The 23,291-nt window shown below is 63.1% G+C and carries 14 protein-coding genes and 1 riboswitch; of the genes, 2 read left to right on the top strand and 12 right to left on the bottom strand.

Features of this window, described 5'->3' with window-relative positions; translation table 11 throughout:
* The 5 genes from Q1K49_RS08410 to Q1K49_RS08390 all read right to left on the bottom strand — a co-directional run.
* On the bottom strand, positions 1–1,382 hold a 1,382-nt coding region (locus Q1K49_RS08410; RefSeq protein WP_300525001.1), incomplete at its 3' end, for a methyl-accepting chemotaxis protein.
* A gap of 548 nt (positions 1,383–1,930) precedes the next feature.
* Positions 1,931–3,178, bottom strand: coding sequence for an MFS transporter (locus Q1K49_RS08405; RefSeq protein ID WP_300524999.1), 1,248 nt, complete (start codon positions 3,176–3,178; stop codon positions 1,931–1,933).
* 157 nt (positions 3,179–3,335) lie between these two features.
* The gene (locus Q1K49_RS08400; protein ID WP_300524997.1) at positions 3,336–4,073 is read right to left on the bottom strand and encodes a response regulator transcription factor; all 738 of its coding nucleotides are present in this window, start codon (positions 4,071–4,073) and stop codon (positions 3,336–3,338) included.
* A gap of 213 nt (positions 4,074–4,286) precedes the next feature.
* Complete coding sequence (locus Q1K49_RS08395) at positions 4,287–6,056, bottom strand: ATP-binding protein (protein ID WP_300524995.1); 1,770 nt, start codon at positions 6,054–6,056, stop codon at positions 4,287–4,289.
* Between the two features lie 357 nt (positions 6,057–6,413).
* Positions 6,414–7,403: a TAXI family TRAP transporter solute-binding subunit gene (locus Q1K49_RS08390; RefSeq protein WP_300524993.1), complete on the bottom strand. Its 990-nt coding sequence runs from the start codon at positions 7,401–7,403 to the stop codon at positions 6,414–6,416.
* A gap of 731 nt (positions 7,404–8,134) precedes the next feature.
* On the opposite strand from Q1K49_RS08390, the gene Q1K49_RS08385 reads away from it, so the two are divergent.
* The gene (locus Q1K49_RS08385; RefSeq protein WP_300524991.1) at positions 8,135–9,121 is read left to right on the top strand and encodes a TAXI family TRAP transporter solute-binding subunit; all 987 of its coding nucleotides are present in this window, start codon (positions 8,135–8,137) and stop codon (positions 9,119–9,121) included.
* Between the two features lie 242 nt (positions 9,122–9,363).
* Positions 9,364–11,247 carry a TRAP transporter permease gene (locus Q1K49_RS08380; RefSeq protein WP_300524989.1) on the top strand — a complete coding sequence of 628 codons (1,884 nt, stop codon included), beginning with the start codon at positions 9,364–9,366 and terminating at the stop codon, positions 11,245–11,247.
* 438 nt (positions 11,248–11,685) lie between these two features.
* On the opposite strand, the gene Q1K49_RS08375 is transcribed toward Q1K49_RS08380, so the two are convergent.
* From Q1K49_RS08375 to Q1K49_RS08345, 7 genes are all read right to left on the bottom strand, one after another.
* Positions 11,686–12,726, bottom strand: a complete 1,041-nt coding sequence (locus tag Q1K49_RS08375; RefSeq protein ID WP_300524988.1) for a glycerophosphodiester phosphodiesterase — start codon at positions 12,724–12,726, stop codon at positions 11,686–11,688.
* Positions 12,727–12,929: 203 nt separating this feature from the next.
* Entirely contained in the window at positions 12,930–14,027 is a 1,098-nt protein-coding gene (locus tag Q1K49_RS08370) for an HAD-IA family hydrolase (RefSeq protein WP_300524986.1), read from the bottom strand.
* 65 nt (positions 14,028–14,092) lie between these two features.
* A complete protein-coding gene (locus tag Q1K49_RS08365; RefSeq protein ID WP_300524985.1) occupies positions 14,093–17,866 on the bottom strand; it encodes a S41 family peptidase in 3,774 nt (1,257 codons plus the stop codon).
* Between the two features lie 163 nt (positions 17,867–18,029).
* Positions 18,030–18,785 (bottom strand): fumarylacetoacetate hydrolase family protein, encoded by a 756-nt coding sequence (locus Q1K49_RS08360; protein ID WP_300524983.1) that lies wholly within the window; start codon positions 18,783–18,785, stop codon positions 18,030–18,032.
* A 181-nt stretch (positions 18,786–18,966) separates the two neighbouring features.
* A complete protein-coding gene (locus Q1K49_RS08355) occupies positions 18,967–20,556 on the bottom strand; it encodes a hypothetical protein (RefSeq protein ID WP_300524981.1) in 1,590 nt (529 codons plus the stop codon).
* Complete coding sequence (locus Q1K49_RS08350; protein ID WP_300524979.1) at positions 20,553–22,082, bottom strand: hypothetical protein; 1,530 nt, start codon at positions 22,080–22,082, stop codon at positions 20,553–20,555. The genes Q1K49_RS08355 and Q1K49_RS08350 overlap by 4 nt, the downstream gene beginning before the upstream one ends.
* 52 nt (positions 22,083–22,134) lie before the next feature.
* Positions 22,135–22,200: riboswitch (Fluoride riboswitch) on the bottom strand.
* 145 nt (positions 22,201–22,345) lie between these two features.
* Positions 22,346–23,275 (bottom strand): DMT family transporter, encoded by a 930-nt coding sequence (locus Q1K49_RS08345; protein ID WP_300524977.1) that lies wholly within the window; start codon positions 23,273–23,275, stop codon positions 22,346–22,348.
* Positions 23,276–23,291 lie beyond the last annotated feature (16 nt).

Genomic DNA, 23,291 nt, shown 5'->3' with positions numbered 1-23,291 from the left:
GCCTGGATCTTTTCGATGACGCCCTCCACACGGGTGACGGCCCGTTCGCTTCCCTCGGCGGTCACCGAGGCTGCTTCGGCACCCTCTGCAGCGGACTGGGCCGCCGTGGTGGCCGACGAGGCCACTTCCTCGACCCCCGCGTTGGTCTGCTGGAGCGCCGCGGAGTTGCTCTCCGACAGGGAGGCCACGGTCTCGATGGCGCCCTTCACCTCTTCCATGGACGCCACGGTCTCCTCCGACAGGGCCGCGAGGGATTCGGCGCGCTGGGCGGAGAGAACCGCCTCTTCCTGGAGTTCCACCACGACTTCCCGCTGCCGGGCGATCATGGCGGCCAGCGCGTCCGCCATGGTGTTCATCTCGTCCTTGGTGTTGACCTTGAACTCTTCCCGGGTGATGGTAAGATCCCCGTCCCGCGCCCGTTCCACCAGGGCCACCACGTTCTTGATGGGACGGGAGATGGCGTTGCCCAGCAGAAAGGAGATGGCGATGAAGACCACCACGATGGCCCCCACGAGCCCTGCGAGGATCTTCGCAAGGTGGTTCGCCGTGGCGTGTACCTCCGCAGTGGGAACGGAGACCGCGAAGGACCACCCGGGCGAGTTGGGAACGGGAGCGCCGAAGACGAAGAAGGGCACACCGTCGGGACGGGTCATCTCTCCCCGGGCCACCTCACCGCGCACCATGCGCCGCGCCACCTCGTCGAGCTTCTTGAATCCGGCTTCCCCGGACTTGAGCGCGTTCAGCTTCATGACGAGGTCCTTGTTCGGATGGGCGAGAATCAGCCCCGTACCGTCGACGATCCAGCCGTAGCCGTTCTCCCCCATCTTGATGCTTCCCGCCATGTCGCTCGCCGTGGAGAGCAGCACCGTGGCCCCCAGCACGCCCACGGTCTTTCCCGCGCCGTCCTTCACGGCGTTGGCAACGACGAAGATTTGCTCTCCCGACACCCTCGAAACAAGCGGATCGGAGACCACCGAATCCTTGGCGCCGCTCATGATCTCCTTGAAGTAGGCCCGCTCGGACAGATCGACGGGCTCGCCTCCAGCAGTGGTGGGAGCCCTGCCCGTGGCGTCCGCCAGAAAGTACATCTCGATGTATCGGGCGTCGCGTTTCTGGAGCCGAATCAGATCTTCCTTCATGCCGTCCCAGTCCATGGCGCGGACGATGTTCCGATCCGCCACGGTCTTCGTCAGAACGGCGAGGCCGGAAATCCACTCCCCGAGCTGGTCCGCCCGGGCCTTCGCGATTTCCTCGGACATGTCCTCGGAAAGCGCACCCACACTGCTGTTCACCTGCTGGTAGAGTACAACACCAAGGGCACCGCAAAGCACAAGCACCGCAGACACAAACCACGCAAGAATCTTTCCCCGTATCGTTCTCATGACTCTCTCCTCTTTCGTACTCCCGGTCGACGAGTGCCTCGTCCGTGGCGTTTTCGCGCTCCGAGTTCCCGCTCTTGCTCCCGTCTCTTTCGGAGCTTTCCCTCCAGGAGAGAGGATTTTCTCTCCGAAAAATGCTCCTTGCGACGCACTCACAGCGGGATCAATTTGCCATACCACACAGAAAACAAGTCACTCTCAGAAAATCAAACCATTTTGGATGCAAAATTTTTCGCTCCGCCCTTGTGAGAACCATCATAACGGGGACTCGAAGAAACATGCGTTAGGGAGCCGTGAGAGTTCACTGTCCGAAAAGAGCGTTTCAGAAAGCGGGGAAGGGAAGGAGTGGAAGGAAGACATGCCGGCGCCAGGCCGGCAGAGGACACGGCCGAACGGCTGCGCGGAAGCGAGGAGAGACGAAAGGGGCTCCCGGTTTTCGGGAGCCCCCTGTTCTGCCCTGTGTGCGTCCTCGTACGGAAACGGTCCCTCCCGTTCCTCGCTCCGGGCCCGGAGGGAATGCCCTTCCCGCCCGCCGTCCGCGGGGAAACGCATCAGCGCATGGAGGCGGCCTCGCGCTTCCAGCCGTAGAGGAAGAGCGGTAACGCGGTCAGCGGGAGAAGCGCCGTGACGAACATGGTGGTGCCGAGACCGAAGTGGTCCGCCACGGCGCCGAGCGGCGACGTGACGAGCCCTCCGAGCCCCCAGGAAATACCCATGACGAGAGAACTCGCCATCCCCCGAGCCTGGGGAGAGAACTCCTGAGCCATGGCGGCGGTGATGGGCATGGTAGTGTTGAGCAGGGCCAACCCTCCCATGTAGAGCACCACGGACACGGTTCCCTTTGTGAGAGCCGCCGCAGCGAGTACCCCCGGCGAAAGAAGCAGCGCCCAGGTGAGCACCCGCTTGCGCCCCACCAGATCCGCCAGCCTGCCTGCAATCAGGGACGAGAGCGTTCCCGCGAGCGTCACCGCGAAGAGCACGCCGCCCACCCGGGCCAGGCTTCCCCCCTGCTCCGTCACGACGAGAGGAAGAAAGAAGCGCAGTCCCTGAAAGGTGGTGTCCACAATGAAGGTCACGATCCACACGAAGTAGATCTTCCGGAACACACCCGCAAGGCTTTTCCAGAAACCGTCTCTTCGGGATGTCCCGCTTCGCGCCGGCGTTCCCTCTCCGGCAAGGGAGGGGATGTTGCGGTACACGAAAAACCCGAGGATGATCGGCGGAATGACCACGGCGAGAGGAAGCAGCCGAAGCCCGACGGTCTTCACGAGGCCGATGGCGTAGAGTGGACTCAGGGAAGAGCCGAACATGCCCGCGGCGCTGAAGATGGCGATGGTGAACGCCAGTCGTCCCGGCGGCGAAAGATGTCCCATGGCGGCGTTACCCTGGGGATGATAGGCGGAGCTGCCCAGCGCCCAGAGGGCGACGAGCACCAGGGCGATCGCGTAGGACGGCGCCAGCGGAAGAAAGGCGATGGCCAGGGCCGTCAGGATCGGGCCGAGGATGATAAACACTGGAGCGGGAGAAAGATCCGCCAGGTGTCCCAGGAGAGGCTGGGCCGTCATGTTTACGAAACCGGACATGGAGTTCAGGAACCCCGCCTGGGCGAGAGACAGGCCGAGGCGCGGCACGATCTCGGGCAGAAAGGCGGGCAGGAAGGCGGAGTGGAGATCGTTCAGCAGGTGTCCGAGGGACACCAGGTTCGTCTTGTAGAGAACGCTCCGCTCCTCGCTCCCGTTTTGCCTGTCGGGGCGAAGGCTGCTCTTCACGGAGGAATTCGTTTCGACACGGGCATTCATGTTCCGGACGGTCTCCTTTTCTCCCGTTCCGACGGAAACGGCACGATCCGCCCACGGGTCTCGGGTCCGGAACAGTATACGGCAAAGGGCGGTCTCCCAAACCGACCAAAGGGGAAACCGCCCGTCAGACCACCGTTTTTCTCCGAAAAGAAGGAAGTTATTCTTCTTCGCCGCCGGCGAAAACGTACCCTCTTCGGGAAATGGTGAGAATCACCTCGGGCTGTTCCGGATCCGTCTCGATCTTGCTCCGGAGATTTCTCACGTGCCAGCGCACCAGCCCCGTATCGGTCGTCCCCTGGGGGAATCCCCACACCTGCTGGAGCAGTTCCTGGCTGGAAAGCACCTCTCCCGCGTGGGTCATGAGGTAGGCCAGAAGGTCGCACTCGGTCTTGGTGAGGCGGATCTCTTCACCCCGCACGAAGGCCCGCCGCGACTCCAGGTTCAGCGCGACATCGCCGAGATCGACCATCTTCGCCTTGCCGTTTCCTCCGGGAAAAGCCGCCGTCGTCTCGGGAACGGCACGCTTGCCGCGCCGCAGCAGCGTGGAGACCCGGGCCAAGAGCTCCTGAAGGTAGAAGGGCTTCACGAGGTAATCGTCCGCGCCGTGCTCCAGCCCGAGAACCCGGTCCGACACGGAGGAACGGGCGGTGAGAAAGAGCACCGGCGTGTCCGCCGTGTCACTGTGACGGCGAAGTCTCTGAAGGACCTGAATGCCATCCATGCGAGGCATGACGATATCGAGGATGATCAGATCCGGCCGGTGTTCGAGCGCCGCGGCAAACCCCTCGCTCCCCCCCGAAGCGGTGACCACGTGATAGCCTCTTTCGACAAGCCCCTTCCGCACCACTTCCACCAGGTCGGGATCATCGTCCACGAGAAGAATCTTCTGTGCCACGAGTCATTCCCCCCCTCTCTCCCTTGTTCGAAGACACCGCAGCGGCGAAAGGCCACTTTCCCCGAGACGCGGTTTTCAGCCATGTATTCTTCGTGATTCTCATGGTAGGGGAGAAGGTCCTTTTTCTGCGTTAGGGTTTTGTGAGAGTTTGTGCCGACAGTTCGAAAAAAGGACACCTTGAACCGGTGGAGAGAAAGCCTTCCCCTCATCCCCTTACAATGAGGGGATGAGGGGAAGGCGAATCGTGACCGTGGTGCCTTTGCCGAGTTCGCTCGCGGCGGCGATGCTCCCCCCGTGCGCCACGAGGATGCTGTGGGTGACCGAGAGCCCGAGCCCCATGCCCGAGGCGGGATCCGTGGAAAAGAAGGGATCGAAGATGTGGGGAAGATCCTGGGGATCGATGCCGCACCCGTCGTCCTCGATGGTGACCACCGCCTCGCCGCCGCTCTTCTTCCCCCGCACCCACAGATGCCCCAGCGGGCGCTCCATGCGGTTCACCGCCTTCACCGCGTTGAGCAGCACGTTCACGAAGACCTGGAGCAACTGCTGGGAATCCGCGGAAACCCGGATGTCCGTCTCGACCTGCATGTCCATCTCCACGTTCGCCACGCGCTTTCGGTCGGAACAGGCCAGCTTCCACGATTCGGCGAGACACGACGCCAGAAGGACGGGCTCCACGCGGATCTCCCTGCGGCGCGAGAAGGATTTGAGCCCGTCTACAATGCGCTCCAGCCGTTCCGTGAGGCGCACGATGGCATTCACGTAATCCAACCGCTCCTCCAGGAGCTCCGCCTTGTTCTTGCGCCGCGGCGTGGTCAGGTTCTCCCGGAGCAGTTCCGCGTTCATGCGGATGGATGCCACGGGGTTGTTGATCTCGTGGGTCACGCCCGCCACCATGGTGCCCATGGTGGCGAGACGGTTCGCCTGTAGCGCCTGATTCATCTCGCCGAGCTGCGTCAAGAGCCGCCCCGCCTTGGCGAGCTCCACCTCCGTCCGCTTCACCGCGGTGATGTCCACGTGAACGCCGCTCATGCGCAGAGGGCGCCCCGCCTCGTCCCGGGCGGTCACCTTCGCCCGGGAGAGAACCCATTTTTGCGCTCCGTTTTTGGCACGAACCCGGACCTGCACTTCGAAGAAGGCGGTCGTTCCCTCCAGGTTGGCTCGGATCGCGCTCTCCACCATGGGAATGTCGTCGGGATGAACATAGCTTCGCCAGGAGTTCAGGTCCGCTGCTTCGATCTCGCTCGGATCGTACCCCAAAAGTTCCGCACAGCGGGGGCTATGATAGACCGTTCCCGCCGGGATGTCCCAATCCCAGTACCCCTCGCCGCTTCCTTCGAGAACCAGACGAAACCGCTCCTCGCTCACCTCCAGGGCGTGACGGGTCACCACCAGATCCGTCACGTCGTTGGCGAAGACCGCCACGCGGAACACGCGCTCGTTCCGGAAGATGGGAACGACGGTCATGTCGAAGAACGTGCCGTCCGCGGCACAGTCGCGGAAGGACACCCTGCTTCTCGAAGCGACGGCCTCCTCGAATCTGGCGCGGCGAGAGGCCGCCAGTTCGGGCGGAAAGAGATCGAACACCACCGTACCAAGCAGCGCCTCCAAGCTCTTGCCGAACCGAACGCAGCAGAGACGGTTCGGAAAGAGAATCCGCCCCTCCGGATCGAGCAGGATCGTGTAGATCGTGGCGGCATCGAGAAGCGTTCCCAGAGACTCCGCCATCTCCGCGGTCTCCAGGAGGTGGATCAGAAAGTCCGCCGATTCCAGAAAGCGGCTGTTCCGGGGAAGCAGCATCCGGCGCACGGAGTCTTCCGCGGCGGGACAGGTGCAGTCCTCCTCCCGGGAAGATTCGCCGCAGGACGCACACGGAGAGGACGCAACCTTCTCCGCGCCGTGCACCGATTCTCCGTTCCGTTCCTCCGGCCCCTCCGGACCGGAAACGACCGGAGCCCGCCCGTCCTCCTCGACCTCGTGCACCTGAAACACCTCTCCTCCACCCCGTTGACGATTTCGTCCGTTTTCCGGGATGCGGTCGGCACCCCCTCCCCGACGAAGACCGACGCACAGCCGCGCAAGTCCTTCCGGACCGTTTCCTCCAAAAACGCCGCCGAGAAAGAGGCGAATGTGGAACCGGCTCTGTGGAGGCGCGCTCCGGACGGTCTTTTGGAACGATTCTTGTCTCCACTATACGCTCCCCGAGGCGAAAGCGCAAAAACGGAACCGTCGACGGGAGCGTCCCGCGGGGAATCCCTCGAGACGCACATCGCCGCGGGGAATTCCCCGCGGCGATGACTTCATGGCCTGTATTTTTTCCCGTTCCGGGACGGGTGAGATCTAAAATCCCTGCTCTTTGTAGTAGCGTTCCGCACCCGGGTGGAAGGGGAACTCGATCTTCTCCGAGGCCGTTTTGAGCTCCAGCGCTTCGAGGGCCTTCACGGCCGCGGCCATCTCGTCCCGGTGCTCGAAGAGAAGTTTCGTCATAGTGTAGACCGTTTCCTCGGGAAGGTCCACCCGCACGACCATGGAGGTCATGGCCCCCACGGTGGGAATGTCCGTCGTGGCGCTCTTGTAGCTTCCTTTGGGGATGAGATACGCCTGGGTGCCGAAACGATCCCACATCTTTTTCAGAATCTCGTTTTCGAAAGGAAGAAGCACCACGTCGATCCGGCTCTCAAGATCCATGATGGCACTGAGGGGCAGCCCCGAGGAGACCACGTAGGCGTCCACGTGGCCGTCCGCCATCTGGTTGACGCCGTCCGCATAGGAGCTGTAGTTCACCTGTCCGCCCCAGGCGGTGAACTCCGCCTCGGTAACACCATAGGCGTCCATGATCTGGCGCACCAGAAATTCCGTGATGTTTCCCCTGGCAAGCGTGGCGTAGCGGAAGGGAAGCTTCTTGTTGAAGAGATCACCCACGGTGGTGATGCCGTTCTTGTCGGCGAAGTCCTTGCGAATCACGAAATAGACGTACTGGGGATAGAGATGAGCCAGCAAACGGACGTTCTCGAGACTCTGCCCCTTGAACGGTCCCTCGGGGTCGACGGACATGCCCGGATAGAGCACGGTGAAGGCCACGTCCACCTTCCCCTGGCTCATGTTGACCAGGTTCGGAATGGACCCCCCCGTGGTGACCGACACGGGAATGCCGTTCTTGCCGAACTCTTCACCCATGACGCCCCCCATGGCGTTCCAGATGCCCCCCGACGCGGCCGTGGCAAAACGGAGCGGTGCGTCCGCACACGCCATCGACGCACTCAGGAGCGCCACCATCAGAGCCACCGCACAGCAAAGATTCCGACGCATTCCCGTTCTTCTTCCAATCACATGAAGCCCTCCCTTCGTTTTTCCCCCCCGCATCGCCCGACCCCCCCGGACGCTGCACGATCTCTTCAGAGGAGAAACCACTCCCTCACTCGATGAAACAGGTTGTTAACAGAAGTCATTATACCCGCCCCACCGCTGCGAGCAAGATGCAAAACTCCTGCATCATTTTCGTCATACTCCCCCAGAGCGATCACGGGATCGGAATCGGGCTCTCCGGAACGCCCGCTCCCGGGAGCGGCACCGTACGCTGGACGAATCTTTTAGGGAACCTCTGAATAAGGCTACGTCAGCCCCGCAGGGCGCCTCGCAGAGCCTGATGCGACCCGAGTTCAAGGGCAAGCGAAAGATCTTTATTCAGAGCTTCCTTAGAACAGTTCTTTTCTCCACCCGACACTTCCGAGGACAAAACACCACACAACGGAGGCCGTTGTGGAAAATTTGTAAGATTTTTGTTTCGAAAGCTCTTCTGGATCACCTTGGTATTCCAGAAGGAACTGTGGTACAATTCCTCCGTTGTTTCGGTTTTTCCCTTTTCCTGCGATGAAAAACACCGCTACTCCACTTTTTCTTCTGACACGGCTCCACCGCCAGATATCAAGGAAATCCGTCTCGTCTTTTCATCGCACAGGCTTTGTCGTTTTTCTGCACTTCTTGACCATAAAAACATTCTTTCGTACTATGCATACCGTCATCCCTACGGCATCTCACATCCGAAAGGAGGAGTCGGCATCATGAGAAAGTTTCTGGTAGCGGCACTTGCGGTCATTCTTGTTCTCGGCACGCTCGGCGTGGGATTCGCGGCGAAGGAGGGGTGGCCCGATCAGCTCCGGTTCATGGCGGGACCTCCCGGCGGCAACTGGTTCGCCATGGGCGGGGCCATGGCGGACCTGTGGACCAGGGAAGTGGTTCAGACCACCAGCAGCACCGGCGGCGGCGTGGCGAACATCGTGAACGTGAACGCCGCGAAGGCGGACATGGGGCTCTCCGTGACCTCCATGATGGGCGCAGCGGCAAAGGGAGAGGATCCCTACAAAGAGGTCCTCGGCAACGCGGGGCTCTTCGCAAACCTCTACCGGCAGTACACCTACTTCATCATGCGCAAGGACTACGCGGAAAAGAACGACATCAAGACGCTGGGCGACGTCATGGAGAAGAAGCTCCCAATCCGCTTCGCCACCCTGAAACCCGGCACGGCCTCGGAATTCGTCATCAAGTCCATTCTCCAGAAGGGATACGGCGTCTCCTGGGAGGACATCAAGAAGTGGGGCGGCTCCGTGGAGTTCAGCAACTACGATGACGGCGGCAATCTCCTCGCCGACAACCATCTGGACTGCTTCGCCTTCGCCGTGGGGCGGGCCGCGTCGGTGGTCATGAAGATCGAGAACCAGACGGAGGTGGTACTCCTTCCCGTGGACGAATCGGCCCGGAAGGCCATGGAGGACGCCTACGGCACCACCACCTTCGACATCGAGCCCGGCATCTACAAGAGCGTCACCGAGCCCGTTCCCGTCGTGGGAGACTACACCTGCGTCGTCATCCGCCAGGACCTCCCGGAGGACCTCGTCTACGAGCTGGCGAAATCCCTCTGGGGCGGAAAGGCCACCATCGCCTCGGCCATCAAAGACCTGGAGGAGCTGGATCCCAAAGAGGCCATTTCCGTGGGCGTCCCCGCTCATCCCGGCGCGGTGAAGTTCTGGAAGGAAGCCGCGGGCAACTAGGACATCGGGCACCGGGGCAGCAAGAGACGAACAGGGCGGGAAGAATTCCCGCAGATGTTTCCCCGGGAATTTCGAAGGCACCGCCCCTCCGGGCGGAGGAGCGGCGTCGGGCGGGCGGCCTCGAAGGGCATCCCGCCTTGTTCATCTTCCGATCCGGTTTCAATTCCACGAGCGGGATCTCCCGCACCCGCGGAACAGGCTCACCGAAACGGGTGACGAAAAGAGAAGGAGGACTCGGCCACATGCGGGAACTTACGGGCAGGACAAAGCAGTTCATCTACGTCTATGTGATTCTTATGGGATGCTTCCACCTCTACACGGCCATCTTCGGCTCCTACGAGGCCTATCTCCAGCGGGCGATCCATCTCTCCTGGGTGCTGCCCCTCGGCTTTCTCCTCTATCCGGCCACGAAATCCGCTCCCAAGGACAGCATTCCCCTCTATGACTGGTTCCTGGCGGTCCTCGCCGCCGTTCCCGGGCTGTACGTGATGCAAAACTACAGCAACATCGCCATGCGCATCGTCCAGGTGGACCCGGTGACGACGGTGCAGATCGCCCTGGCCTTTCTCCTCACGGTACTCCTCCTGGAGGGTACGCGGCGAGTGGTGGGCTTTCCTCTGGCGCTCATCGCGGCGTTCTTCGCGGGATACATGTACTTCGGCCACCTGCTGCCGGGAATCATGAAGGGACTCTCCTTCACCATCCCCGAGGTGGCGGAGCAGCTCTTCCTCACCGACGAGGGCATCTACGCCATTCCCCTCGGCGTCTCCGCCACCTTCGTCATGGTCTTCCTCATCTTCGGCGGCTTTCTCGAAAAAAGCGGCATCGGGGCCTACTTCATGGAGTTCGCCCAGGCCTTCGCGGGCACCACACCGGGCGGCCCCGCGAAAATCGCCGTGGTGAGTTCCTGTCTCTTCGGCTCCATCTCGGGCTCCGCCGTGGCGAACGTGTACGGCACCGGGACCTTTACGATTCCCCTGATGAAACGCCTGGGGTACGCCCCCTACTTCGCGGGGGCCGTGGAGGCCGTGGCGAGTTCGGGAGGACAGATCATGCCGCCCATCATGGGAGCCGGAGCCTTCATCATGGCCTCCCTCCTGGGAATCCAGTACGGCAGAATCGTCATCGCCGCCATCGTGCCCGCGCTGCTGTACTACGCGGCGGTGTTTCTCATGGTGCACCTCCGGGCCCTCAAACGGGGGCTCAAGGGACTTTCACCGGAGGAACTTCCCTCCAAGCGGGGCGTGGTGAAACGCCTCTACAACCTGATTCCCATCGTAGGACTCGTGTGGATGCTCATGACGGGGTACTCGCCCATGCTCTCGGCGGTGCTCGGCATCGGCATGGCCTGGCTCGTCTCCCTTCCGAGCAGGGAGCACCGCATGGGGCCGAAGGCGATCCTCGACGCCATCTACGCCGGAGCGAAGAACATTCCCGTGGTGGGCATCGCCTGCGCCTCCGCGGGCATCATCGTGGGCTCCGTGGCACTCACGGGCTTCGGCTTCAAATTCGTGGGGTTCATCTTCTCCTTCGCGGGAAACATTCCCTTCCTGGCACTGCTCCTCATCATGCTCATCTCCCTCGTCCTCGGAATGGGGCTCCCCACCACGGGCGCCTACATTCTCGCGGCGGCCCTGGGCGTTCCCGCGCTGGTGAAGATGGGGTTTTCCCCCCTGAGCGCCCACATGTTCGTCTTCTACTTCGCCATCGTCTCGGCCATCACGCCCCCTGTGGCGCTCGCGGCCTACGCGGCCAGCTCCATCGCCGGGGCAAGCCCGAACCAGACGGGTTTCCAGGCCATGCGCCTGGGCATTCTGGCCTTCATCGTCCCCTTCGCCTTCTGCTACGACCCATCGCTGCTCCTGCAGGGAACGGCCCTGCAGAACCTCGCCGCCGTGGCGGGAGGAACCACCGCGGCCCTTGCCCTGGGCTTCGCCATGGAGGGCTATCTGGCGGGACTGCTCTCCCTGTGGCAGCGAGGGATGTTTCTCCTCGCGGGACTGGCCTGCCTCACGCCTTTGTACACCCTCAGAGGAGCGGGCATCGCCCTGACCATCGCGGGCATGGTGCTCTTCTGGGGAAAGGGCCCGAAGCAAACACCCCGGACACCCGCACAAGCGGCGTAACCCGAAGGAAACCGACACAGCGCAACCGCGACACGGACACGAACCTCCCGAAAAGAACGCGACAACACCGACAGCACTCCGGTCCGACCGGCGACACGAAAAAGGGCGAGAGAGGCCGCAATGTGCGGCCTCTCTCGCCCTTTTGGAAAATCCTCTGAAAACATCCTCGCCGGATTCGCCCGCTTGAAAACGGCTCACAGGAATTCCGCGGCGGCTTTCACAAGGATTCCTCGGGTCTCTTCCTGTTTTCCGTCACAGCTTTTCTCTAGGCAAGAGTCCTTCCTTGCATCCTCTTCTCATGATGACTTTTACACACTCTTGAGCGCATACTCCGCCGCAACTCCCTCACGTGCCTCTTCATCATGCGTGCATACGTGAGAGCGGCTACATGGTTGCATGAGGGCTGTTGCGCGACGGAGGCCCCCCGCACCTCTTTCTTTACCGGTTGACCTCCAGGCGCACCTGCACGGCCGTGTCGGGGAAATCCGTGAAGAAACCGTCCACGCCGAGAGCGATCCACTTGCGGTATTCCTCCCGGGGATCGCCGTTGTATTCCGCCGCGAGATACTTGGCCTCGTTGCGCATGGTGTAGATGTGCACCGCAAGCCCTGCCGCGTGGGCATCCTGCAACAGGTTCGTCTCGGGCTGAAGCTTGTTGTCCTTGTCCCTGGCGAGGATGAGTTCTTTCCACGGCCCGATGCCGTAGGCGTAGGTGGCGATCTCCTTCAGCATCTCCGGCGTGGCCATGTTCCGGTAGGTGGTGGTACCTCCCTTGGCGAGCACGCATCCGGGTTTCATGTCGTACTCATCGAAGAGCTGGATGAGGCGGATGTTCGTCTTTCCCTTCAGTTCCTTCAGGTTGTCGATCTCGAAGGACTGGATGAACACGGGAGCGTCGGCCCGGTCGTAACCGTTCTGCTTCAGGACCGCCAGAAGGGGCTCTTCAAGGGAGAGGCCGATGGCATCATGGTAGGAGGGATGTTTGGTCTCGGGATAGATGCCGATGACCCGCCCCTTCTCCTTTTCCTTGGCTTTGACGAGGCTGATCATCTCCTGGAAGGTGGGAATCTCGTAGAGCCCGTCCTTGGAGTGATCCCGAAAATCCGTCCGCTCCTTCACCCGCAGGGTCTTGATCTCTGCAAGGGTGAAATCCTCGGCGAACCATCCCTCTTCCTCCACGCCGTCGATGACGACCTTTTTCTTTCTGTCGGGGAATTTCTTCGCCGCGTCCGTGGTGGCGCCGATTTCGCACTCATGACGGCAGATGAGCACTCCGTCTTTGGTGGAGACAAGGTCGGGTTCCACATAGTCCGCGCCCATCTCGATCGCCAGTTCGTAGGACCTGAGGGTGTGCTCCGGCACGTAACCGCAGGCCCCCCGGTGGCCGATCACCAGGAAACGTTTCCCCATCTCCTCCGCGGCGGCCATTCCCGCCAGGAGACACACCACCAGCAGAGCCAGGAACATGTTCCGCTTCATCATCTCTCCTCCTCGTTCTCCGGGACACGAGTCCCCATGCGTCTTCCCCCACATCCGGAGGAAGCGGAGACAGCATAGGGATTTCCCGTTTCAGCGCAATGGAGAAACGATGACTCTTTTCTTGCAGCGCAGGCACATTTTTTCTCCGGAAACGTCAGGAAAGCGTTACGCCTCCGGAACAGTAGCTTCGGAAAAGCACGGCTTCAGGCGTTTCCGTTCTCCCGCACTCCGCCCTGTCCGTCGAGCCAGGTGAGAAAGGCATCGGCGGAAAAGGCTGCCATCCCCGCCTCGAAGAGCAGGTCCGCCATGGAAAAGGCGGGATCCAGCGGCGGCTGCGGCAGGGAGGGGATGGCCACGCAACGCATGCCCGCCCGGACCGCCGCCTCCACGCCGTACTTGGCGTCCTCCATCACCACGAGGGAATCCGGAGGAAGCGCAAGGCGTCGCGCCGCCTCCAGGAAGATGTCCGGCGCGGGTTTGCCCCGGGGCACCTCCTCGGCGGAGAGCCGAAGGGGGAAATGGGCGTCGATGCCCGCCACGGCAAGGACTTCGTCAATGACGGACGGGGACGACCCGGAGGCGATGGCCAGGGCGAGCCCTCGCTCCTCCAGAAGGGGGAGCAGGCGCCGCATCTCGGGAAAGGCAGGGGTGTTCCGCCGGGCCAGATCCAGGTAGATGGCATTCTTTTTCTCCAGAAGCACCTCCGGTCCGTCGGGAAGGTTGTAGTCCCGGTGGAGTTCCTCCATCATCAGGAAGTTGCTGTACCCCACGTACTTCTTCTTCATGTCCGGATGGAAGGCGACGCCGTACTCCTCCAGCAGGATTCGGTCCGCCTCGAAATAGTTGTCCTCGCTGTCCACGAGGGTGCCGTCCAGGTCGAAGATCACCCCCGCAAGAGGAGGCGCGGCGAAGGGACGGATCCGGCGGCAGAACTCGATGCGGTTTCCCTCGGGATCCGTGAGAGTGAACTCCCGGAAGCCGTCCCCGGTGTTCCGGGGGGGCGTCAGGTTCGGAGCGCCCAGGGCGCGCAGGCGCTCGTATTCGCCCTCCACCGAATCCACCTCAAGGGAGAGATGCCCTTCTCCGGCGACGGCTCCGTCCGAAACAGCGGGAATCTTTTCGGGATCCGCCGTCGAGAGCAGCTCCACCACCGCGTCCCCGCGGCGCAGAAAGACCGTCCGAAGTCCCGGCGTATTCCGGCTCGAATACCGGTACTCCGTCGCAAAATCCAGCATGGTCCGGTAGAACAGTTCCTGGGCGTAGAGGTCGCGCACGACCAGGCCCACATGATGCATTCGCATGGCCTCAATCCTTTCATTGTGAAGGGGAGAGGGCATTGCGCCCGCTCCCCTTCGAGATCGCTCCGTCAGTGACGGGTCTTGTCGGGGTAGGGGGGGCGCACCGGACGCACCGGCGGGTTCGCCTCAAGCTGTTCCAGAACGATGCGGATGGCCGCATCGAGCTGGGGATCCCCTCCGTCGAGCACCGCCCGAGGGGTCTGTTCCACTTCCACGTCGGGGGCGATGCCCACGTTCTCCGCCACCCAGCCTTCATCGCTCCAGATGCCGAGGGAGGGCGCGGTAACCCATCCGCCGTCCATCAGGGGTGGATAGGAAGAGATGCCCACGAGACCGCCCCAGGTGCGCTTTCCCACCAACGTGCCGAGGCCGAGCCTGCGGAAGGCCCAGGGAAGCATGTCCCCTCCCGATCCGGCGCACTCGTCGATGAGCATGACCTTCGGGCCGGGCACGAAGGTCCCCGGTGCGGTATAGTCCATGCCGGGGCGCAGGGCCACCCCGGCGGTGAAGTTCCGGCGCAGCACGTCCAGCACGTAGTCCGCGAACTGGCCGCCTCCGTTGCTCCGCACGTCCAGGATCACCCCGTCCCGGGGCGCCTGGGCGAAGAAATAGCGCTTGAAGAACTCCTGCCCCGCTCCGGCGGTGTTGGGAAGATACACGTACCCCACCCGTCCGTTCGTGGCGGCCTCGACTCTGCGGACGTTTCCCTCCACCCAGGAGCGGAGGCGCAGCGCCCGGTCCGAGGCGACGGGGACCACCGTCACGGTGCGGGGTTTCGTTCCTTCCGGGTCCTCCGCCACAACCAGCTCCGTCGCCCGCTCCGCAGTCTGTTCGAAGAAGGCGTACACGTTATCCGAGCCTCGCACCTCCCGGCCGTTGACCCGGAGGAGGTAGTCCCCCTCCTTCACGTCCACTCCGGGTTCCGCGAGGGGTGCACGCAGGTCGGGGTTCCAGTTCAGTCCGCCGTAGATCCGGGCAAAGCGGTACCGCCCGTTCTCCACGGCGAAGTCCGCGCCGAGCACCCCCGGTTTCGCCGACTCCCCGTCCTCGGGGATATCGCCGCCGAAGATGTAGAGATGCCCCACCCGCAGCTCCGAGAGCATCCAGGCGAGAAGACGGTTCAGGTCGTTCCGGCAGGCCAGGTGGGGCAGGAAGGGAGCGTACTTGGCCCGCACGGCCTCCCAGTCCTGGCCGTGCATGCCGGGATCGTAGAAATAGTCACGGTTGATCCGCCAGGCCTCGGTGAACATCTGGGCCCACTCCGCCCGGGGCTCAACGGGAACGCGAACGCCCTCCAGGGGAAGCGGCTTGCCGTCCCCCCGCCCTCCCGAGGCGGACAGAATGCTCCACCCCGCCTCTCCGGCGACGAGCATACGCTTGCCGTCCGCGGAAATCCGGTATCCCCTCAGGGAGGGAAGCACGCCCGTCTCCTCCCGCTCCTTCAGGTCGAAGGAGAAGAGGGCCGTGCGGAATCCCGTCTCGGAGGGAACGGTACGGGTGTAGAAGATCTTCCCCGGCCCGCCCGCCTGAAGATCGTCCAGCGCCCCCGGCGGAACGGGGAGGGGCAGGATGCGGCCCGCCAGTCCGTCCACATCCACGGAGATGGGAGGAACGGAGGGCTTGTCCTTCCGCGCCGCCTTGTCCGCGCTTTCGGGAACGTCGGCGCTCGCCGCCGGAAGATCCGGAGAAAGAGGAGCGTCCGTCGAAACGGGGAGGGCCTCTCCGAAGGGGCCGGCGCCGGAAGCGTTTTCGCCGCCGGGAAGCGGCGTTCCTCCGTCGCCGTTCTCTTTTCCGCCCTCCTCCTTTGCCTCGTCCTTTTTGTCGCCGTCCTCTCCCTTGCCCGCCTTCTCCGCCTCGTCTCCTCCGTCGTCGCCCGGGTCCTCACCTTTTTTCTCCGGCGCTCCGCCGGAGAAGGCGGCTTCCTCGTCGCTCTCGGGGGCCAGCGGCGAAGGCGTTTCCGCGGCGAGCACCGCCGCGTAGACCGCCCGGGTCACGTTCATGTCCCGGGTGGACATGTCGAGGCCGAACTTGGCAGGCCCCGCGTCGGTGGAGCCGAAGAAATAAAGGTACTTGCCGCTCCGGTCGAAGACGGGACAGGACACGTCCCCGGCGCCGTCGGTGATCCGGAAGGAACGGTCCTGTTCCAGCGAGTAGAGATGGAGCTGCTCCAGGCCGCTCTTCTCGTTCAGCGTGTAGGCGATCCACCGGGAATCCGGGGACCATTCGGGGGTGCGTCGCTTGCCCATGCCGAAGAGAGGTTCCGCGGCGATCTTCTTCGCCCTGGGAGGATCGGGGAGAAACGCGAGATCCGACGAGAGCGGGTCCGCACTCGCCGCGGCGGCGCAGAGCGAGGACAGGTCGATCCAGTAGAGATTCCAGTCGTTGTCGCGGTAGGCGAGTTTCGTGCCGTCGGGGGACCAGGAGGGGGACTCGTAGAAACCGCGCCCGTCGAGGGGAACGGACCAGACGGGTCCTTTGCCGTCCTGCCGCCGCAGCAGCAGGGAATACTCTCCGGTGAGGTCCGCGAACCAAGTCACGAAACGCCCGTCGGGAGACCAGAGGGGCCACCGATCGTGCACTCCCGGCGACGCGGAGAGATTCCGAGGCTCCCCCTTCTCGGCGGGAACGGTGACGATGTCCCCCCGGAGGGCGAAGAGCGCCCGGGCTCCCGACGGAGAGATGGCCGCTCCCTGGATGAAATCAGCCCCCTTCGCGTAGCGCTCCCGGGTCTCCGGAAGATCCGCGGGAACGGAGAGCGGCAGAGGAAGCGTCGCGCCTCCGGAGAGGTCGTAGCAGTGGAGCAGCCCCGCCTGTTCGTAGACGAGACGCTCCTCCGTGCCGGAAAAGGAGAGCACGGGAAAGTCGTCGTGCCGCGTGAGCTGGCGCAGGTTCTTCGTGGCGGGATCGTAGGAGTAGAGGTTGAATTCCCCTCTCCGGTCGGAGCGGAAGTAGATGCGTCCCCCGATCCACCGGGGGTCAGCGTCGTTGCACCCGCCCTCGGGCTTGGGCACCGCCACCGCCTCGCCGGAGGCCATGTTGTAGAGCATCAGGGTGGAGATCATGCCGCCGCGGTAGTCCTTCCAGACGAGAAAGGCCGGGGGAAGGGGGTTGTAGGCGATTCTCGTCCCTCCCGGTTCCAGGGAAGCCCGGAACGCCTGGGGAAGGGGCATGCGCCGGGGAAAACCGCCCTCCACGGGAACCGCATAGAGCTGATATTCCCGGTTGAAACGGCTCTCCCGATTCGTGACGAAGAGCACCGTGCGTCCGTCGGCGGAAAACTGCTGCACCAGATCGACCGCACCGTGCCAGGTGATGCGGCGCAGGGCTCCGCCTTCCGCGGGAAGAACGTACACGTCGATGTTGCCGTTCCGCTCCAGGCTCACCGCGAGAAGGCGTCCGTCGGGCGAAAAAACCGGAGCCCCCACCACGCGCCCCTCGGCGGTGAGACGCCGGGGGAAGGGAAGCGCCCCGGAGGTGCCGAAGGGTGCCCCCGGAGGCAACTCCACGCCCCAGAGATCCTCCCCGTAGACGAAAGCGAGCCGGTTGCCCGAAAGGGCCGGTGCGGTAAGCATCCGGGTCGCGCCGGCGGGGCCGGGAAGCGGCATCGAACGTACGCCTCCTCCCGTGGACAGGGGCACGCCGGGGTGCCCGATTTTTCCGGCGGAAAAATCCTCCGAAACCGGCGCGCTCGAAACGGCATCCCCGGAGGTTTCTCCCGGAGAGGACGCCTCGGAAACACACCCCCGGGGGGCGATTCCGCCCAGAAAAAACCCCAGCAGCGCGATTCCGGCGAGAAGAGCGCTTCGCCCCCGCAAGGATCGCCTCCAGACTCCCTTCGTCATGGTTTCAACTCCCTTCGGTGTATCAGGAAAACGTGAGGACATCGTCGCGGATGTCCTCTTTTTCGGATGTGGCGACATGCGTCATGTTTTCGTGAAACGGAGCTGTGCCCCTCGGAACTTCCGGCGATGCAGATGCAACGACGCGCCGATGCCCCGAGGCTCCTCAGGAAATGCGCGTCACCAGGGTTCCCACACCTTCAACGGTGACGGCGATCTCGTCCCCCCGCTGGAGGGGACCCACTCCGCTGGGCGTTCCCGTGAGGACCACGTCGCCGGGATAGAGGGTCATGAAGGAGGAGATGTAGCTCAGAATGCGTGCCACGGGAAAAATCATCAGGGACGTGCGGGAGTCCTGGGCGACCCGGCCGCTCACGACCGTGCGGATCCCCACGTCCCGGGGATCGAGATCCGTCTCGATCCAGGGGCCGAGGGGGCAGAATTTGTCCGACGACTTGGCCCTGGTCCACTGCAGATCGTTCCGCTGGCACTCCCGGGCGGTGAGGTCGATGCCGATGGTGTAGCCCAGCACACACCGCAAAACCTCGTCCTCGGAGACGTTCTTGAGCACGCATCCCACCACCGCCGCCAGCTCTCCCTCGTAATGGAACTCCTTGGTGAAGGGCGGATAGGGGACGCTCTCGCCGGGATCCGCAAGCGCGTTGGGCGCCTTGAGGAAGAGACCCGGTTCCTTGGGGAGGTTCTCCGCGTCGTTCTCCATCTCCTTGATGTGATCCACGTAGTTCCGCCCCACGCAAACGATCTTCGTGGGGTTCGCCGGAGCCTTCAGAACCACCTTGTCCAGGGCATAGTTGTTGCCCGTGCGCTCGCCCCCCGGGCCGTTGGTGACGATGATGCGTTCTTCCTCCAGAATGCCCCACAGGGCAGCGCTGCCGGGGGGGGTGAACTTGACGAGTTTCATGGTATCGAACAACCTCCTTTGTTTTCGTTGTCTGCTGTCGTCAGTGCTGTTTCCGCGACCTGGAGACGCAGGCCGCCGCCACGTTCCTCGCTCCGTGCGCACCCGTTTCCCGAGACGCAGCCGGGGACATCGCCGCGCCCGGTCCGCATTTCCCACGCAGAAAACGTTCCTCGGGATTTCTTCAGGAGTCTCCGTCGGAGCACTTCGCAACGCCATCCACATCTCCGGTTCCGTGCTCCCCGACTTCTCCGGAGAACTCCGTACCGACCGCCTCTCGTTCGCAGAAGATCCGGCGGTACAGGTCATCGCCGAAACTCGTCCGGAGAGGCTCTCCCTCGGTGATCCGGAACGTCCGCTCTCCTCCGGAGCACCTCTCCGCCCGCAAAAACAGCATCGTTTCGGACCTTTTCTCGTAGAAGCACCGGGCAAATTCATACAGATGCGTGACGAAGACGACGCGCATTCCCTTTTCCACCAGCACGGAAACGATCTGCCCGGCGATCTCCGATCCCTCTCTCTCGTTCGTCGCCGCAAAGGACTCGTTGAAGAGCACAAGAGCGCCGGGAGCCAGGTTGTCCACGAGGGAACTCATCCTGTCGAGTTCCTCGTCGAACTTCCCGCTCTTCATGGTCACGTCCTCCCGCCGCTTGCCGTGGATGTGGACACCGGAGCAGACGCTTGCGCGGAAAAACGCGGCGGGAACGAACATGCCGCACTGCATCATCAGTTGCGCAACTCCGAGAGCGCGCAGAAACGTGGACTTTCCGCCCTGGTTGGCCCCGGTGATCACCACGAGCCGCTTTCCGTCGGCGTCCAGGTCGTTGCACACCACGCCGCTCTCCAGTTTCAGGGCGAGACAGACATCATACAGCCCCCGGGCGGAATGCCGCGCTTCCTTTGCGGAAAGAGGCGACGGAAAGGACACGGGCAGTCCCTTCCGCGCAAGATGCTCGTACAGGTTCAGACATCCCACGTAAAAAGCCAGTTCGGTGCGCAGGGCGACGAAAAAGGCGAGCACGTGCTCCACGGACTGGGCGAGGGCGTTCGCCACGAGATTGATCCCCCGCTCCTTAAGCTCCGACAGCGCCCTGGCGCCGCTCTCATCCCTGTCGCTGATGGTGAACGCGTATTCCCGCGTCCTTTTCCGGAAAAGACGCCCCAGCCATCCCCGGTCCTCCGCTTTCGGCCTCCGGAGCACATAGTCCCGTCCTCTGCTTCCCTCGCCGAGTCCCGCACTGACGAGCATCCCCCGGCGGAACAGAAGGACCTCCAGGTGTGCCTCCACGGCACGGAAGTAGGCATCGTCCAATTCGCCCTTGAGCATGCCGAAGAGAGAACGGAATCCCTCGGAGGCGAACGAACCCTCCCTCTCGTCGGCAATGCGGCGCACCTTTTTCAGAATGCCCGTGAACAGGCGGAGCACATCGACGGACCGTCGCAGAATCGATCCGGGATATTTTCCGAAGATGCCGAAATACTGTTTTTTCTCCCCTTCGATGGCCTCCACGGCGAGCGCGTACAGCTCCCGCACCGTCGCCGCGTTCCGCAGACAATCCTCCAGAACGGCCTGCCGATAGGCGAGAACGGAGAGATCGGACAGTGTCTCGAAAAAGACACTCCTCGCCACGTCCCGGAGAAACGGGTCTTCCAGGGCCATGGCACCCGTGAGGACATCCACATCCAGATCTTCCTCCAGGTCATGGAGATTATAGGGCACATCCCGTTGCCGGAGAACGACGTTACGATCCCGATACAGCAAAAAGATTTTCATGATCGGATGCGCTCCGCAAGCGCCCGTGAGGTGAGCCGGTACTTCTCGGCCAGGGAAAGTGCGTAGGCCAGACCGTCCGCGGGGGCCCGGCGGATCGTGAAGGTCCTCCTGGTGGGATCCCCCGGCACGATGGAACTCACCATGCTCACCGTCCTCGCACCCAACAGGGAGAGTTCGTCGATGAAGGTCACGCACACGCACAGTGCGTCCAGCTCCATGATCCTCTCCAGAACCCTCCGCCCCAGAGTGCGGGCATCCGCCAGGGTGGTGGAGGAAAAAATCTCGTTGAGCACGATGACGCTCCTCCCCGTGGCCCGGTCGAGAATGTCCCGGATCCGCACAAGGTCGTCCTGAAGTTTTCCCCGGAGATCCTCCAGGTTCTCCTCCCTCTCGAAATGGGTGAAGACCCGGTCGGCGAGGAACAGGCGGGCCTTCGCCGCGGGAACGGGGCAGCCCAGGGCCGCTAGATAATGCACCTGGCCGAAGGCTCTGGCGAAGGTAGTCTTGCCTCCCTGATTCGGCCCGGAGACGACGAAGATGCGCTCCTCCCCCTCCAGGCGAAAGCTGTTGCGCACCATCTCTTCCCCCCGGGAGACGAGCTTCTGCCCCAGCGCCACGTCGAAAAGATCTTCGGCGTAGCACTCCTTCGAGACATCGCTCATCTCGGGATAGCAGAAGGCGAGCCCCGCGGCGGCGAAGCGCCGGACATAGTCCAGAACAGCCAGATAGAAGTGGATCTCCCGGTCGAAGACGCGAATCGTCTCGTGCAGAAACGATCGGTTCGCCTCGGAAAAATGTCCCACCCGATCGAAGAGATCCCGATTCAGCTCCGCCACGCAGTCCAGAATCTTGGCCTCCACGTGGTTCATGCTCGCATCCTCGGGAAAGGACGAGAGGTAGCTCTTCGCCGCGCCCTGCCTGAATCTGGCGAAAGTCGCCTCCACCTCGGCGCTGTAGTCGTCCTCGCCCTCGTAGGGGCGCACGCGGATCGTGCTCCCCTTGAGAAAAAGGGAATAGCGCACCGCCGCAAGCTCTTCCCTCAGTCCCGCCGCCTCTGAGGCGAGGGACTGGAAGGGCGCGGAGCGGAGATACGCTTCGAGAAAGGCGAGCAGGGCGGAAAGGCCTTCCGACGCGGGGCGAGCGGCGCGAAGCGCTCCTTCGAGAGCACCCAGGGTGTGGCAGTACACAAAAACCGCCTCCAGAAACCACCGCTGCTTCTGGAGCGCGTAATACATCTTCTTTTCCCGGGCGAGGCAGGTTCGCACGTGCCGCATGCCCTCGGCGAAGGTGCGGAAAATCCGGGCCGTTCCCTCCTTTTCAAGGTCCTTCATCACGTCGTGGCGGTACCGAATCGCGTCGAGCCCTTCGAGGGGCACATAAAAAAAGGACGCCAGATCGTACTCTCCATACGCTTCCGTGATCGCCTCCACCACCTGATCGAGATTCAGGTCGGTGAAGCACTCCGGAGCCCGGCCCGCTTTCTTTCTCTCCGCTTCGGTTCTGAAGAGAATGCTTGAAAATGTCATACAACCACCTCCCGACACACCACCGGCACCGCCTTCGGTGCCGCATTTCCCGTACGTGTCAGGAGTCATCAGCCCCCTGGAGGGCATTTCTTCGGGGAACTCCATCCCCTTGGAACAGGCCGGAGCGGCGGAGCGTGTTCTTCCGGACGAGAGGACGGAACACTGCCCGCCTCACCGGCTCCATCGCCGTGCCGAACCGTTCCGTTTCCATGCCGTCCCGCTCTTTCGCCCCGTCATGATACCCCATACCCCATGGGAATGCATCAGCTCCCCGTCGCCTCCGCCCGGGAGAAGAAACGCCGGAGAAACGGCTCCGATTCGGCGAGAAGCACCCCCGAGAGGATCACCACACCGCCGAGGACGACCTGGGCATTGAGCACCTCCTGCCCCAGCAGAAGAGCGATGACGTAGCCGAAGGGACTCTCCAGGGAGAGCAGGATCGCCGCGTGGATCTCCGGACTGTACCGCTGCGCCACGTTCTGCACCAGAAAAGGGATGGCGGTGACGCAGAGCGCCACGTAGACCACGCCGCCCCATATCTTCGGAGGCAGCGCCCCGAAGTGCGGCATCGGCTCGAAGAGCGCCGCCGCAAGCACCAGAAAGACCGCCGTCACCGCCATCTGCACCCCCGTGAGTCCCACGGGATCCATGCGGCGACTCAGGTTCCCGACGATGAGCACGTGGAGGGCGATGCCCAGGGCAAGCAGCAGGGAGAGACCGTCCCCCATCCCCCAGACCATGGAGGGGGTAAAGGCCATGACGAGCAGTCCCGCCGTGGTGAGCAGCGCCGCCACCGTGGCCACCGCCCCGGGCCATCGCCGATAGAGGAGCGCGTAGAGAAAGGGAACCATGGCCACGTTCGATCCGGCGATGAAGGACTGCTTCCCCGCCGTGGTAAGCTGCAGTCCGAAGATGTGGGCGAAGAAAACAAACCCTAGAAAGACGCCGAGCCCTCCGGCAAGCACCATCTGCTTCCGGTCCAGGGCGGCCATGCGCCGCCACAGCACGCAGGCGAGAAACAGGGCGCTCAGCGTGAAGCGCACCGCCAGAAGCCACATGGGGGAGAGGGTCTTGAGAAGCCAGGAGCTCACTCCGAAGCCGGATCCCCAGAACACGGCGATGACGAACATGGCCGCATCAGCCAGAAGGATCGTCCGCACATCCCCGCTCCACCGCTTGCGTTCCGCTTCCATGAAAGACCTTCCTTTC

The sequence above is a fragment of the Aminiphilus sp. genome (assembly GCF_029975095.1).
In the GTDB taxonomy this organism is placed as follows: domain Bacteria; phylum Synergistota; class Synergistia; order Synergistales; family Aminiphilaceae; genus Aminiphilus.
Note: the sequence above shows the minus strand (reverse complement) of the source record. Positions and strands in the feature narration are given on the sequence as shown.